The 13,419-nt window shown below is 65.1% G+C and carries 14 protein-coding genes; 7 read left to right on the top strand and 7 right to left on the bottom strand.

The window, feature by feature from the left end:
* The first annotated feature begins 162 nt into the window (after window positions 1-162).
* From RSW2DRAFT_RS09485 to RSW2DRAFT_RS09460, 6 genes are all read left to right on the top strand, one after another.
* Window positions 163-1,695 (top strand): acyl-CoA carboxylase subunit beta, encoded by a 1,533-nt coding sequence (locus tag RSW2DRAFT_RS09485; RefSeq protein WP_008030352.1) that lies wholly within the window; start codon window positions 163-165, stop codon window positions 1,693-1,695.
* Between the two features lie 48 nt (window positions 1,696-1,743).
* The gene (locus tag RSW2DRAFT_RS09480) at window positions 1,744-2,157 is read left to right on the top strand and encodes a DUF6497 family protein (protein WP_008030350.1); all 414 of its coding nucleotides are present in this window, start codon (window positions 1,744-1,746) and stop codon (window positions 2,155-2,157) included.
* Between the two features lie 214 nt (window positions 2,158-2,371).
* Window positions 2,372-2,512: a hypothetical protein gene (locus RSW2DRAFT_RS18295; protein WP_008030348.1), complete on the top strand. Its 141-nt coding sequence runs from the start codon at window positions 2,372-2,374 to the stop codon at window positions 2,510-2,512.
* Between the two features lie 75 nt (window positions 2,513-2,587).
* Window positions 2,588-2,989 (top strand): hypothetical protein, encoded by a 402-nt coding sequence (locus tag RSW2DRAFT_RS09470; protein ID WP_008030347.1) that lies wholly within the window; start codon window positions 2,588-2,590, stop codon window positions 2,987-2,989.
* Between the two features lie 343 nt (window positions 2,990-3,332).
* The gene (locus tag RSW2DRAFT_RS09465; RefSeq protein ID WP_008030345.1) at window positions 3,333-3,539 is read left to right on the top strand and encodes a hypothetical protein; all 207 of its coding nucleotides are present in this window, start codon (window positions 3,333-3,335) and stop codon (window positions 3,537-3,539) included.
* Window positions 3,540-3,677: 138 nt separating this feature from the next.
* Window positions 3,678-5,681, top strand: a complete 2,004-nt coding sequence (locus RSW2DRAFT_RS09460; protein WP_008030343.1) for an acetyl-CoA carboxylase biotin carboxylase subunit — start codon at window positions 3,678-3,680, stop codon at window positions 5,679-5,681.
* Between the two features lie 66 nt (window positions 5,682-5,747).
* Here RSW2DRAFT_RS09460 and RSW2DRAFT_RS09455 read toward each other — a convergent pair whose 3' ends face one another.
* Window positions 5,748-6,176 (bottom strand): DUF4174 domain-containing protein, encoded by a 429-nt coding sequence (locus RSW2DRAFT_RS09455; protein ID WP_008030341.1) that lies wholly within the window; start codon window positions 6,174-6,176, stop codon window positions 5,748-5,750.
* Window positions 6,177-6,268: 92 nt separating this feature from the next.
* Here RSW2DRAFT_RS09455 and scpA point away from each other — a divergent pair, with 92 nt between their 5' ends.
* Entirely contained in the window at window positions 6,269-8,398 is a 2,130-nt protein-coding gene (scpA, locus tag RSW2DRAFT_RS09450; RefSeq protein WP_008030340.1) for a methylmalonyl-CoA mutase, read from the top strand.
* A 215-nt stretch (window positions 8,399-8,613) separates the two neighbouring features.
* Here scpA and RSW2DRAFT_RS09445 read toward each other — a convergent pair whose 3' ends face one another.
* From RSW2DRAFT_RS09445 to RSW2DRAFT_RS09420, 6 genes are read right to left on the bottom strand one after another with little or no spacing between them, the layout of a single operon-like run.
* Complete coding sequence (locus RSW2DRAFT_RS09445; RefSeq protein ID WP_008030338.1) at window positions 8,614-8,952, bottom strand: hypothetical protein; 339 nt, start codon at window positions 8,950-8,952, stop codon at window positions 8,614-8,616.
* A gap of 37 nt (window positions 8,953-8,989) precedes the next feature.
* Complete coding sequence (locus tag RSW2DRAFT_RS09440; protein ID WP_008030335.1) at window positions 8,990-10,051, bottom strand: endonuclease/exonuclease/phosphatase family protein; 1,062 nt, start codon at window positions 10,049-10,051, stop codon at window positions 8,990-8,992.
* The gene (locus tag RSW2DRAFT_RS09435) at window positions 10,051-10,734 is read right to left on the bottom strand and encodes a molecular chaperone DjiA (RefSeq protein WP_008030333.1); all 684 of its coding nucleotides are present in this window, start codon (window positions 10,732-10,734) and stop codon (window positions 10,051-10,053) included. Before RSW2DRAFT_RS09435 ends, RSW2DRAFT_RS09440 begins: the two co-directional genes overlap by 1 nt.
* A gap of 31 nt (window positions 10,735-10,765) precedes the next feature.
* Entirely contained in the window at window positions 10,766-11,254 is a 489-nt protein-coding gene (locus tag RSW2DRAFT_RS09430) for a GNAT family N-acetyltransferase (protein ID WP_008030331.1), read from the bottom strand.
* Window positions 11,251-11,865, bottom strand: coding sequence for a VOC family protein (locus RSW2DRAFT_RS09425; RefSeq protein WP_008030329.1), 615 nt, complete (start codon window positions 11,863-11,865; stop codon window positions 11,251-11,253). Before RSW2DRAFT_RS09425 ends, RSW2DRAFT_RS09430 begins: the two co-directional genes overlap by 4 nt.
* Complete coding sequence (locus tag RSW2DRAFT_RS09420; RefSeq protein WP_008030328.1) at window positions 11,865-13,418, bottom strand: Ppx/GppA family phosphatase; 1,554 nt, start codon at window positions 13,416-13,418, stop codon at window positions 11,865-11,867. Before RSW2DRAFT_RS09420 ends, RSW2DRAFT_RS09425 begins: the two co-directional genes overlap by 1 nt.
* Window position 13,419 lies beyond the last annotated feature (1 nt).

The raw sequence follows: 13,419 nt of genomic DNA, 5'->3' as shown, positions 1-13,419 counted from the left end.
ATTGGATCGCAGTTCTGTGCCGCGAGGGCGCGGAAATTGCAATGATTTGCGTATTTGCAATTTGCAGACGTGACCTTGGCAATAGTTTGCAAATTATCCGATTTCCGCTTTCTGGCCCCGTGCCTTGGCGCTATGGTGCGGCAAAATTCGGAGGGGGATGCCATGAAGGATATTCTGCAGGAACTTGAGGACCGTCGCGCGATTGCCCGGGCCGGGGGCGGCGAGCGCCGGGTGCAGGCCCAGCATGGCAAGGGCAAGCTGACCGCGCGCGAGCGGATCGAATTGCTGCTGGACGAGGATTCCTTCGAGGAACTCGACATGTTCGTGCGGCATCGCTGCACCGATTTCGGCATGGAGCAGGATCGCCCGGCGGGCGACGGCGTGGTGACCGGCTGGGGCACGGTGAACGGCCGCATGGTCTATGTGTTCAGCCAGGATTTCACGGTGTTCGGCGGCTCGCTGTCGGAAACCCACGCGCAAAAGATCTGCAAGATCATGGACATGGCCATGCAGAACGGCGCGCCGGTCATCGGGATGAACGATTCGGGCGGCGCGCGGATTCAGGAAGGTGTGGCCAGCCTTGCCGGTTACGCCGAGGTGTTTCAGCGCAACATCATGGCCTCGGGCGTGGTGCCGCAGATCAGCCTGATCATGGGGCCTTGCGCCGGTGGCGCGGTTTACAGCCCTGCCATGACCGACTTCATCTTCATGGTGAAGGACAGTTCCTACATGTTCGTCACCGGCCCCGACGTGGTCAAGACCGTGACCAACGAGGTGGTGACTGCCGAGGAACTGGGGGGTGCCAGCACCCACACCAAGAAATCCTCGGTCGCTGACGGCGCCTTTGAAAACGATGTCGAGGCGCTTTACGAGATTCGCCGCCTGATCGACTTTCTGCCAATGTCGAACCGCGACCGCGCGCCGACCCGGCCGTTCTTTGATGCGCCCGACCGGATCGAGCCGAGTCTCGACACGCTGATCCCGGCCAACCCGAACCAGCCCTATGACATGAAAGAGCTGATCCAGAAGGTGGCCGACGAGGGCGATTTCTTTGAAATCCAGAAGGATTTCGCCGCCAACATCATCACCGGCTTCATCCGTCTGGAAGGCCAGTCGGTCGGCGTGGTGGCCAACCAGCCGATGGTGCTGGCGGGCTGTCTGGATATCGACAGCTCGCGCAAGGCCGCGCGCTTCGTGCGGTTCTGCGATGCCTTTGAAATTCCGATCCTGACGCTGGTCGATGTGCCGGGCTTCCTGCCTGGCACCAGCCAGGAGTTCGGCGGCGTGATCAAGCATGGCGCGAAACTGCTGTTCGCCTATGGCGAGGCGACGGTGCCGAAGGTGACGGTGATCACCCGCAAGGCCTACGGCGGCGCTTATGACGTGATGTCGTCCAAGCACCTGCGCGGCGATTTCAACTATGCCTGGCCCACGGCGGAAATCGCGGTGATGGGGGCCAAGGGCGCGGTGGAAATCCTGTATCGCGCCGAACTGGCCGACAAGGACAAGATCGCCGCCCGCACCAAGGACTATGAGGACCGCTTTGCCAACCCGTTCGTGGCCGCCGAAAAGGGCTTCATCGACGAGGTGATTGCGCCGCGTTCGACCCGGCGGCGGGTGGCGCGGGCTTTTGCGTCGTTGCGTGGCAAGCAACTGAAGAACCCGTGGAAAAAACACGACAATATCCCGCTTTGACGGCTGGGAAACGGGGATGCGGTTGCGGGATGGCGAGGGAGCAGGGCCATGGCGGGGCTGACCGGGGCAGAGCGCCTCTGGACAGTGCAGGCGGAAGGCGAGGTGCTGCTGGTGGGCAGCGCCCAGCCGATTGCCGTGCCCTCGGGGCAGCTTGTGACCTTGCAGGACGTGATTCTGAACGCGCCGGGAACCGCCGGGACAACCTTGCGGTTCCGGTTTCTGGCACCACAGATTGCACGGAATGGCGGCAGCATCCCGCCCGGAACCGCGACCGAGGACATGCGTGTGCTGTGCGAAAGCTTCGCGCTGCCGTGGCTGGCCGACCTGGGGCCGCTGCCCGAGCAGATCGTGATTTCGCTTTCGGATACTGCGGTGCCGTTCGGCGAGACGGCCCCCGAGGCTACGCAGTTCTTCGAGGCGTTCTCGCTGCGGGATGGTGTCTGCATATGGGAAGCTTTCTGATGCTGCCACAACATGTTGCCAAAGACCGGCCTGCGCAGGGGGCGATTGATGTAGCCGGGTCACAGCGGCCGGGATTGGCCGCGAAATCGTGTCAATCGGCTGCGGAATGGGGTATTGTTTCCTTGGGTCGCGATGTCGCGGCCCGTCACACCCAACGGGGGCGCAGCGGCAGCGATGCCGCACCAACGACCCCCCGGAATGAACGGAGCAGAGGATGTCGAACAGCACACGCGCCCTTGTGGCCCTTTGTCTGGTTGCCTTTGTGGCAGCCTGTGCGCCGAAACCCGACCCGGTTGTCATGGTTGACGAGCCGCTTACCACCGAGCCGGTGTTCCACGGCAAATACGGCAACTGAGGGGTCAGGCCGGGGTGCCGGAGTTCGGTTGTCCCGGCCCTGCCTTGATCTTGCTGCCTGCCGGGGGGCCGCGTCATGCTGAAGCATCGCGGCTTTCCCGGGCGGCTGATGGGCACGGATTTCCAGTTCGTGATCCGCCGGGCCAACATGAAGACCGGCCCGGCGAAGATCATCAAGCGCGAGCGGTTTCGTGACCGCAAGGCACCGGACCGTGCCGCTGACCGCGCCTTCATGGCCGCCCTCTGGGCGCATTTCGGGGAAGACCCGTTCGAGCGCGGCAATCTGGATGCGGGCCGGCTGTCTTGGCTGTTTGGCCGCGAGGTGGTGCCCGCCACCGACCCCTTCGATCCCGAAAGCTACGAGGCATTGCTGCGCATTGATCTGCGCCGCGCCAAGGCGGCGTTTCCCGAAGTGTTCGCCGCCAACGCCCCGCCCGTGCCAAGCGGCGACTGGGACGACGAAGACGGGGACGATTGAGCATGTTTCCGCGCACCCCATGGGCGATCCGGCGTGAAACCGCGCAACCCGCGGCGGCAGGATTATTTGGCTTTGCCACAGATCGGCAACCGCTGCATCGTGATGGCAGGGCAGGGGCCGTGCGGTCTTTTGCCCTGACCTGTCAAGATGTTACCCCTTCCCCTTCCCTTCGGTCTGACCCTACTCGGGTCAGACCGCTTTTGCCGTTTGCGGGCGGCTTTCATCGGCATGGCTTTGCCGATCGGCATCCGACCAAGGTCGGTTTGCACGGTTTTCCCTTTGATCCGGCATTGATTGCGATAGTGTCCGGTTTCACAACAATTCCAAATGGAGGCCGAGTAGTATGCAGATTGTCAAATGGGTTGCCGCAGCAGCCGTGCTGTCCTCGCTGGCGGGTTGCCTGCAAGGCGATGCCGAACGCGGGCTTGCCGGGGCGGCCACGGGCGCAGTCGTGGCCGATGCCACCGGCGGCCATGCGCTTACCGGCGCGCTCATCGGTGGGGCTGCGGGCGTGTTCTGCGACGACCTCAACGTCCCGGGCTGCAAGTAACCCCTGCGGGGCGCGACCCTGCGTCACGACCCGTAACCGCCTGAACTGCACTATCGCCACCGGAGCCGCGTGCTCCGGTGGCTTTTTCATATCTGTGCGACCGGAAGAAAACCCGGCGCAGCTTCGGAAGGGACCGAGATGTTCAAGAAGATCCTGATCGCGAACCGGGGCGAGATTGCCTGCCGGGTCATCAAGTCGGCCAAGCGCATGGGCATCAAGACGGTCGCCGTCTATTCCGATGCCGACCGCCACGCGCTGCATGTGAAGATGGCCGACGAGGCGGTTTACATCGGTGCCAGCCCGGCGGCGCAATCCTATATCGTGATCGACAAGATCTTGGACGCCGTGCGCCAGACCGGCGCCGAGGCGGTGCATCCGGGCTACGGTTTCCTGAGCGAAAACCGGGTGTTCGCCGCGGCTCTGGAAGCCATCGGCGTGGTGTTCATCGGCCCGCCGTCGCCCGCCATCGAGGCGATGGGCGACAAGATCACCTCGAAAAAGATCGCGCAAGAGGCCAATGTCTCCACCGTTCCCGGCCACATGGGGCTGATCGCCGATGCCGACGAGGCGGTGAAGATCGCCACCAAGGTCGGCTATCCGGTGATGATCAAGGCCAGCGCCGGCGGTGGCGGCAAGGGCATGCGCATTGCCTGGAACGACGCCGAAGCCCGCGAGGGTTTCCAGTCGTCGAAGAACGAGGCGGCGGCCAGCTTTGGCGATGACCGCATCTTCATCGAGAAGTTCGTGACGCAACCGCGCCATATCGAAATTCAGGTGCTGGCCGACAGCCATGGCAACTGCGTCTATCTGCACGAGCGCGAATGTTCGATCCAGCGCCGCAACCAGAAGGTCATCGAGGAAGCGCCGAGTTCCTTCCTGGACCCCGCCACCCGCAAGGCGATGGGCGAACAGGCCTGCGCCCTCGCGCGAGCCGTGGGCTATACCAGCGCAGGCACCGTGGAATTCATCGTCGATGACAAGCGCAACTTCTACTTCCTGGAAATGAACACCCGGCTGCAGGTCGAACATCCGGTGACCGAGCTGATCACCGGTATCGATCTGGTGGAACAGATGATCCGCGTCGCCAATGGCGAGAAGCTGCCCTTCACCCAGGACGATCTGAAGATCAACGGCTGGGCGATGGAAAGCCGGCTTTACGCCGAAGACCCCTATCGCAAGTTCCTGCCGTCGATCGGCCGCCTGTCGCGCTATCGCCCGCCGGTCGAAGGCCCCACCGTTACCGGCGGCATCGTGCGCAACGATACCGGCGTGTTCGAGGGCGGCGAGATCAGCATGTATTACGACCCGATGATCGCCAAGCTGTGCACCTGGGCACCGACCCGGACGCAAGCCATCGAGGAAATGCGCACCGCACTCGACACCTTCGAGGTTGAAGGCATCGGCCACAACCTGCCCTTCGTTGCCGCCGTGATGGACCATCCGCGCTTTGTGTCGGGGGCGATTACCACCGCCTTCATCGAGGAAGAATATCCCGATGGTTTCAAGGGCGCCACGCTGGACGAGGCCTTGCTGCGCCGGGTTGCCGCTGCCGCCGCCGCGATGAACCGGGTGGCCGAGATCAGGCGCACCCGGATTTCCGGCACCATGGACAACCACGAGCGCAAGGTCGGCGATCATTGGGTGGTCAGCCTGCAAGGCCAGTCCTACCCGGTGATCGTGGCCGCCGACCGCGACGGCTCGACCATCAGCTTTGCCGATGGCGCGCCGCATCGGGTGACCTCGGACTGGACGCCGGGCGGCCATCTGGCGCGCATCTCGGTGGATGGCGAGCCTTTGGTGATGAAGGTCGGCAAGATCCCCTCGGGCTTCCGGCTGCGGCTGCGCGGCGCCGATCTGAAGGTGCTGGTGCGCACACCGCGGCAGGCCGAACTTGGGGCGCTGATGCTGGAAAAGGTAGCCCCCGACACCTCGCGCTTCCTGTTGTGCCCGATGCCCGGCCTGATCGTGAACATCGCGGTCGAGGTCGGTCAGGAAGTGCAGGAAGGTCAGGCGCTGGCCACGGTCGAGGCGATGAAGATGGAAAACATCCTGAAAGCCGAGCGCACTGCGGTGGTGAAAAGCATCAAGGCCAAGGCCGGTTCCAGCCTGCGGGTCGATGATGTGATCATGGAGTTCGAATAAGGTGCAAGGGCGGCGCATCTCCTTTCCGGTCGCAGCGGTCTTGCCGCAGCGCCGGTCTGCGCCGCCCTACCGCCCCGGATACCGGTCCAGCAGTTCCTGCCTTGCGTCGGGAAACTTGTCGATGGCGCGGGTGATCTCGCGCACGTCCCAGGGCAGCGGCTTGCGCATCTTCGGCTCGCCGTCCTTGTCCAGCAGCACCAGCGAAAACCCGCGCGGCCGCAGCTTCAGCCGGATGGCGCTGGGGTTGGCGGGGTCGGTATCGGTGATCACCACCACGTCGCGCAACGCAAGGGCCGCCGGATCGCGGGCCAGAAGCTGCATCTGGCGGATGAAATCGGGGTCGTCGGGGCTGTCGGCAAACACCACCAGCGGGCGCTGCCGCCAGATCATGTCGGCCAGCACCGCCTGTTCGGCGGGCACGGGTGCCAACACCGGCTGCGCTACGGCAACCAGCGGCAGAAATGCTGCAAGAACAAAGATGTGAAGCGGTTTCATGGCTCCTCCCCCGTCTGATATAAGGCAGGGCGGGCCGAAACCAAAGGATCAATGCCGGGGTATTTACCCTGGCCCTAGGCAGGGGAAGCCCGATGACCGAGAACCTGGATGGCTGGCGCAAACTGGCAGAGAAGGAACTGAAGGGCCGCAGCCCCGATGCCCTGACCTGGGATACGCTGGAAGGCATCGCGGTCAAGCCGCTTTACACCGCCGCCGATACCGCAAGCCTGCCACACATGGGCAGCACCCCGGGGCTGGCCCCCTTTACCCGCGGTGTCCGCGCCACGATGTATGCCGGTCGGCCCTGGACCATCCGGCAATATGCGGGCTTTTCCACCGCCGAGGAATCCAACGCCTTCTACCGCAAGGCGCTGGCGGCGGGTCAGCAGGGCGTCTCGGTTGCCTTCGATCTGGCCACCCACCGCGGCTATGACAGCGACCATCCGCGCGTCGAAGGCGATGTCGGCAAGGCCGGTGTGGCGATCGACTCGGTCGAGGACATGAAGATCCTGTTCGACGGCATCCCCTTGGAAAAAGTCTCTGTTTCCATGACGATGAATGGTGCGGTGATCCCGATTCTGGCCAATTTCATCGTCACCGGCGAGGAACAGGGGGTGGACCGCAAACTGCTGTCCGGCACCATCCAGAATGATATCCTCAAGGAATTCATGGTGCGGAACACCTACATTTATCCGCCCGAACCCTCGATGCGGATCATTGCCGACATCATCGAATACACCGCCGCCGAGATGCCGAAATTCAACTCGATCTCGATCTCGGGCTACCACATGCAAGAGGCCGGGGCGAACCTGGTGCAGGAGCTGGCCTTCACCCTGGCCGATGGGCGCGAATACGTCCGCGCCGCCATCGCCCGCGGCATGGATGTCGATGCCTTCGCCGGGCGCCTGTCGTTCTTCTTCGCCATCGGCATGAACTTCTTCATGGAGGCCGCCAAACTGCGCGCCGCCCGCCTGTTGTGGCACCGCATCATGACCGAATTCGGTGCCAAGAAACCCGAAAGCCTGATGCTGCGCACCCATTGCCAGACAAGCGGAGTCAGCCTGCAAGAGGCCGACCCCTACAACAACGTGGTCCGCACCGCCTACGAGGCGCTGGCCGCCGCTTTGGGTGGCACGCAAAGTTTGCACACCAACGCGCTGGACGAGGCGATGGGCCTGCCCACCGCGTTCTCGTCGCGCATCGCCCGCAATACCCAACTGATCCTGCAGGAAGAAACCGGCATCACCCATGTGGTCGATCCACTTGCGGGCAGCTATTACGTCGAAAGCCTGACCGCGGAACTGGCCGACAAGGCCTGGGCCTTGATGCAGGAAGTCGAGGAGATGGGCGGCATGACCAAGGCCGTCGCCACCGGCATGCCCAAGCTGCGCATCGAGGAATCCGCCGCTCGCCGCCAAGCCGCCATCGACCGCGGCAGCGACGTGATCGTTGGCGTCAACAAATACCGGCTGGCGCAGGAAGACGCCATCGACATCCTCGATATCGACAACATCGCCGTGCGCGACGGCCAGATTGCCCGGCTGCAAACCATCCGCGCCGCCCGTGACGGTGCCAAAGTCGAAGCCACCCTCGCCGAACTCACCCGCCGCGCCGAACATGGCGGCAACCTGCTGGCCGCGGCGGTCGATGCCGCCCGCGCCCGCGCCAGTGTCGGAGAAATCAGCATGGCCATGGAGAAGATTTTCGGTCGCCACCGCGCCGAGGTGAAAACCCTGGCCGGTGTCTATGGCGCCGCCTACGAAGGCGACGACGGTTTCGCCGCGATTCAGCGCGATGTCGAGACCTTTGCCGAAGAAGAAGGCCGCCGCCCGCGCATGCTGGTGGTGAAGATGGGTCAGGACGGCCACGACCGCGGCGCCAAGGTGATCGCCACCGCCTTCGCCGACATCGGTTTCGACGTGGACGTGGGCCCGCTGTTCCAGACCCCGGCCGAGGCCGCCCAAGACGCCATCGACAATGACGTGCATGTGGTCGGCATCTCGTCGCAGGCGGCAGGCCACAAGACCCTCGCGCCGAAACTGGTGCAGGCGCTGAAGGATGCAGGGGCCGGCGACATTCTGGTGATCTGCGGCGGCGTCATCCCGCAGCAGGATTACCAGTTCCTCTACGACGCCGGCGTCAAGGCGATCTTCGGCCCCGGCACCAACATCCCCGCCGCCGCCCGCGATATCCTGGCACTGATCCGCGCCACCAAGGCCTGAGCCTTCGGGCTTCACCTTTGCAAAAATATCCTCGGGGTGAGCCGCGCCCGGAAATCCTTCCAGTGGAAGGATTTCAGCGGCGAACGCCCCTCCCGGGGCGGCACGGGGGGCAGACAGCCCCCCGAAAATCCTTTCTTCAAGGATTTTCGGCCTTGAAGCGTGTCAGGCAAAAGTGGACACCGGTTTTGCCGCCCGACACGCGAAAAAACAAAAGATTAAAGCTCGATCTCCGGCCCGTCCGGCATTGCCAGTTCCGCAGGCGTCTTGCGGCGGATCAGAATATCGCCATTCGGCTGCATCTCCGGCGCATGGTAATTGCGGATATCGCCCATCAGTCGCAACATCTCGCGCATCACCGGCTCGGCCTCGGCCATGGCCTTCGCCATGTCGTCCAGCGCCGGTTCCATCTCGTCCATCAGACCGCGGAACAACAGCTTGGCGCCTTCCTCCATCAGACTGAAGCCCTCGTCGGCCTTCGGCGCTGGTTCAACCTGCTGCGCCCAGACCGGGGTCAGGCACAGGCACAGCACAACAGGGGCCAACAGGGCTTTCATCCTACCAACATAGTCGATCCCGCGCGAAATTTCCAGATCACAGCGGTAAATCCAGCGTCACCGGAAAATGATCCGACGCCGCCAGCAGCGCCTCGCGCAATTCCGGCACCTTCAGACAGCCCGGATCGTTCAGCGGATGCCAGATCCGCCAGTCCGGCCCCGCCGCCACCAGATCGGGCGAGACCATGATGAAATCCAGCAAAGCCTCGAAATAGCGCTTTTGCGGCGCCAGATAGAACCGCGCGGTGGTGGCGGCCATGCCCATGCGCTGCGTCAGCGCCATCCGCGCATGCGGGTCGTAAAGCTGCAGTGCCGGGTCGGCATCATGGCCCAAAACCACCTCGATGCCGGAATGGCCGAACAGCCGTTCATACTCGTCCAGCCCCGGCCCGTCGTTGAAATCACCCAGCACGATCAGGCTTTCGCCAGCACCCAGATGCCCCTCGACCCTGCGGCGCAGCCAGACGCATTGCGCCAGTTGCTTGCGGCGGTTTTCAATGGCCAGACGGGTGATCGCCGCCTCGCCCCGCGCGCCATAGGGCGATTTCGACTTGATATGCACCCCGATCAGCCGCAGCGCCCGGCCATTCGCCAGCGTCACCGCCAGTTCCAGCGGCGGCTTGGAAAACCGGATGGTTTCGGGGGTCGCATCGGTGTCCAGATCATAGCGGAACACCCCGTCGAAGCGCGGCTCGTCGGTCACCGGATTATGCCCCGGCGGCTCGCCCATCGGATCATGCCGGGGGGTCAGCCGCGCGGGGTCATAAAGCAGGGTGATCTCCTGCTCGGTCTCGCTGGGAAAGCCGGTCACGGCGCGGCTGGTGCGCAAGCCATAGTGGGCGGCAAAGCGTTCCAGCGCCTTCACCGAACTGCGTTTGCCGTTGGTATCGGGCGCCTCGATCACCATCACCGCATCGGCATCCATCGCCGTCATCACGATGGCAATGGCAGTCAGTTGCTCGCCGCGCGTGACCTGATAGCGGGCCGAGGGCTCGGCATCCTCCAGCAGATGCCCGTGGTTGTCAAAGAGGCCGTTGAACCATTCGACATTGTAGGTGGCGATGCGCAGCCGTTGCGGGGCGGGGGCGGCGGTGTCCATCACGCCACCTTTGCGCCGCTGATCTCGGCCCAGGCGGCGTTGATGGCGAGCAGGCGGCGGGTGGCCAGTTGCACCGCCTCGGGCGGCACGCCGCGGGCGATCATCCGGTCAGGGTGGCAATCGCGCACCGCCTGTTTCCAGGCCGCGCGGGCGTCATCCAGGCTGGCACCATGCGGCAGGCCCAGCACATCCCAGGGGTCGCGCGGCGCATCCTGCACAAAGCGCGCCCGCAGCGCCCGGAACGCCCGGTCACCCACGCCGAAAATCCGTGCCACCTCGGCCAGAAAGCGGTCCTCCTGCGGGTGGAAATGCCCATCCGCCAGCGAGATCTGAAAGAGGCCCTCCAGCAAATCCAGCAGCACACCGGGTTCGCGGGCAAACATCGACGCGATCTTGCCGGCGTAGGCGTCAAACCCCGCCACATCCTGCCGCGCCAGATTGAACACCCGGGCGGCGGCGGCCTCGTCCTCCTTCGGCACCACGAAAATCTGCCGGAACGCCGCCACCTCGTCGCGCGTCACCGTGCCGTCGGCCTTGGCCATCTTGGCCCCCAACGCGATGATGGCGATGGTGAAGCCGACCGAGCGTTCGGGCGGGCTGCGCAGATGGTCGAACACCGCCGAAAGCGGTTCGCCCGCGGCAAGCGCGGACAGGGCGGCGGTGATGCGGTTCCAGATCGACATGGGCCCAGCATAGCCCCCCGGCAAGCCGCTGTCAGGAGAGGATTTTCTGCATCAGCCACAAGTCCCACCAGCGGCCGAACTTCCACCCCGCCTGTGGCACGATGATCGGGTCGCCGTAACCCATGGCGGCATGAAACGCCCGGCTTTCGGGGTTGCCGCCACTGACCCCGGCGAGGATCGAATGGGCGCCCTTGGTGCGGGCGTCGGCCTCGATGCCGGTCAGCAGCGCCCGGCCAAGGCCACGGCCATGCGCGACAGGGTCCAGAATGATGGTGTGTTCCATGGTGTGCGCGTAGCCGTTTCCGGCGCGAAACTGGCCGTAGCTGCAAAAGCCCACCACCGCGCCCGCCGCTTCGGCCACCAGAAAGGCCCGGCCCTCGGCGGCCTTGTCGTCCAGCATTTTCTGCATGTCGGCCAAGGACTTCTGCGCCGAGCTGAAGGTGACCAGAGTATCGCGGATCAGCGGGTTCCAGAACCCCAGGATCGCGGGCAGATCAGCCGCTACCGCAGCCCTGATCATTGCAACCACCGCAGCCCGTGCGGGGTGGCAAAGCTGGCGCGCAGCGCCTTTTGCGGCCCCGGCACGATCACCAGCCGCGGGTCGGCCAGCCGCCCTGCCAGAAGGGCGGCCAACGCATCCGCTTGCGGATGCGCCACCTCCAGCCGGATCAGCCGCACCCCCACATCGGGCAGCGCTTGCGCCGGATGCGCCGCCCCCTGCCACCGGATCAGCGCCGGGAAACACCCGTCAAACGGCAAACAACCATCGGCGGGCACCGCCATCTGCCAGCGGTAATCGCCGCGCGAAAGCTGAACCGGCACCCCCACGCCCTCCGGGCTTGCCGCCACCGCCGCCGCCAGATCGTCGCAGCGCGCCACCCAGTTGGTCAGCCGTGGCGGGCCGCTGAAATGGTCCAGATCGAACCAGCGCGGCCAGGCCGGGGCAGGGGCGGCGGGGTCGGCGGCGATCACCTCAAGGTAAAGATCGCCCATCCCCAGCAGCCGGTTATGGGTGGCCATATGCGGATGCACGCCACCCCCCGCCAGCGCCACGCCCAAGGCATCCTCCACCGCCGCCACGCCTTCGGCCAGCGTGCCCGCCGACACCGCCAGATGGTCCAGCGCCAGCATCAGCCGGCCTTGGCGTCAAGGATCACGCCCTTGGCCTTCATCGACAGCGCCAGCGCGTTGAACCGCGCCACCGCCACCTCGCCCAGCAAGCCACGCCCCCGCGGGGTCAGCCGCAACTCCAGCACCCGCTTTTTCGCCAGCCAGTGCAACGACCCGGCCGAAGCCGGATCGGCGATCGAGAACATCGCGCCGAACCGCATCGCCTTGCCCAGCACTTCGGCGTCCTGAATCTCGTCCTCGGTCAGCAGTCGGAACAGCGGTTCCATCCGCGAGCCGGCGCGGCTGTTCTTGTAGCGGTGCAGCAACGATAGCCCCAGAAACACCCGGCCCGGATGGTCAAGCCCGCCAAGGTTGGCACGGGTGGCGTTGTCGAAACAGGCCTCGGCGCGGTAGTCGGGGTGGGCGCGCCAGGTGGTGTCGTGCAAAAGACACGCCGCCTTGATCAGCCGCACCCGCGACGGCGGCACGCTGGGGAACAGCGGCTCAAGAAATTCGAAAAGCTTCTTGCCAAAGCCCGGTATCCGCGCCTGCGTTGCCTCGGACATCCGGGCGGCCTCGATCAGCGGGTCGCGGGCGCGCAGCTTGGCGGGCATCTGTTCATACAGCAGCCCCTCGCGGATGCCGTAGGCCGAGATGTCGATCTCGGAGGGTTTGAACACCCGCACCACCTCGCGCAGCACTTCGCAGGCCAGCGGCACCAGTTCCATTCGCTCGGCGCCAGTGCCGGTGCGGGCGCGCAGCAAGGCCAGATCACTGGCCGCGATCCAGTCCAGCGTGTCGATCAGCCCGCGCGGCTGCATGCGGTATTCGTGCAGCACGGTCAGCGGGTAATTGCGCCGCTCCATGTCCAGCCGCGCGATCACCCGCCACGAGCCGCCAACCAGATAGATCCGCTCGCCTTCGGATTTCAGCAGGTCGCGCAATTCGGTCAGATAGCGGGCGATGTGGGCCGCGCGCTTGTTCGGCGCGATCAGTTGCAACCGGAACGGCCCCAGCGGCGTGGTGGCGCGCTTGCCCACCTTGCCATCAGCGATCCGCGCCAGTTCCATCGAGTTGCCGCCGATGTCGCAGACGATGCCGCGGGCCTCGGGCCAGCCCAGCAGCACGCCCTGCGCCGACAGCCGCGCTTCTTCGGCGCCGTCGATCACCCAGATCTTCAGCCCGGTTTCCGCCAGCACCTGCGCCTGAAACTCCGGCCCATCCTTGGCCTCGCGCACCGCCGCCGTGGCCACCACGGTCAGGGGCGAGATGCCCATCGCCTCGGCCAGCAGGGCAAAGCGTTTCAGCGCCACCAGCGCGCGTTCGCGGCCCCGCGGGTTCAGCATGCCGGTTTCCGCCAGCCCTTGCCCCAAGCCCGCCATCACCTTTTCGTTGTAGAAATAGGCAGGGGATCGCGCGGCGCCGTCGAACACCACCATCCGCACCGAGTTGGAGCCCACATCGACCACGCCGACCCGGCTGAGCGCCCGGGCGGAAGGGTCTTCGAACAACGGCCGCCCGAACGGGCCACCGGTTTCCAGCGCGGGATGAGACATGTCTGCGGTATCGGACATC

The sequence above is a fragment of the Rhodobacter ferrooxidans genome (assembly GCF_000176015.1).
Classification (GTDB): Bacteria; Pseudomonadota; Alphaproteobacteria; order Rhodobacterales; family Rhodobacteraceae; genus Pseudorhodobacter_B; species Pseudorhodobacter_B ferrooxidans.
This window is presented reverse-complemented; position numbering and strand designations above follow the sequence as displayed.

What these genes read in the sequence shown, in the direction of transcription:
- RSW2DRAFT_RS09485 (WP_008030352.1), top strand. Translation starts at nt 163, where the DNA reads ATGAAGGATATTCTGCAGGAACTTGAGGACCGTCGCGCGATTGCCCGG.
- RSW2DRAFT_RS09480 (WP_008030350.1), top strand. Translation starts at nt 1,744, where the DNA reads ATGGCGGGGCTGACCGGGGCAGAGCGCCTCTGGACAGTGCAGGCGGAA.
- RSW2DRAFT_RS18295 (WP_008030348.1), top strand. Translation starts at nt 2,372, where the DNA reads ATGTCGAACAGCACACGCGCCCTTGTGGCCCTTTGTCTGGTTGCCTTT.
- RSW2DRAFT_RS09470 (WP_008030347.1), top strand. Translation starts at nt 2,588, where the DNA reads ATGCTGAAGCATCGCGGCTTTCCCGGGCGGCTGATGGGCACGGATTTC.
- RSW2DRAFT_RS09465 (WP_008030345.1), top strand. Translation starts at nt 3,333, where the DNA reads ATGCAGATTGTCAAATGGGTTGCCGCAGCAGCCGTGCTGTCCTCGCTG.
- RSW2DRAFT_RS09460 (WP_008030343.1), top strand. Translation starts at nt 3,678, where the DNA reads ATGTTCAAGAAGATCCTGATCGCGAACCGGGGCGAGATTGCCTGCCGG.
- RSW2DRAFT_RS09455 (WP_008030341.1), bottom strand. Translation starts at nt 6,176, where the DNA reads ATGAAACCGCTTCACATCTTTGTTCTTGCAGCATTTCTGCCGCTGGTT.
- scpA (WP_008030340.1), top strand. Translation starts at nt 6,269, where the DNA reads ATGACCGAGAACCTGGATGGCTGGCGCAAACTGGCAGAGAAGGAACTG.
- RSW2DRAFT_RS09445 (WP_008030338.1), bottom strand. Translation starts at nt 8,952, where the DNA reads ATGAAAGCCCTGTTGGCCCCTGTTGTGCTGTGCCTGTGCCTGACCCCG.
- RSW2DRAFT_RS09440 (WP_008030335.1), bottom strand. Translation starts at nt 10,051, where the DNA reads ATGGACACCGCCGCCCCCGCCCCGCAACGGCTGCGCATCGCCACCTAC.
- RSW2DRAFT_RS09435 (WP_008030333.1), bottom strand. Translation starts at nt 10,734, where the DNA reads ATGTCGATCTGGAACCGCATCACCGCCGCCCTGTCCGCGCTTGCCGCG.
- RSW2DRAFT_RS09430 (WP_008030331.1), bottom strand. Translation starts at nt 11,254, where the DNA reads ATGATCAGGGCTGCGGTAGCGGCTGATCTGCCCGCGATCCTGGGGTTC.
- RSW2DRAFT_RS09425 (WP_008030329.1), bottom strand. Translation starts at nt 11,865, where the DNA reads ATGCTGGCGCTGGACCATCTGGCGGTGTCGGCGGGCACGCTGGCCGAA.
- RSW2DRAFT_RS09420 (WP_008030328.1), bottom strand. Translation starts at nt 13,418, where the DNA reads ATGTCCGATACCGCAGACATGTCTCATCCCGCGCTGGAAACCGGTGGC.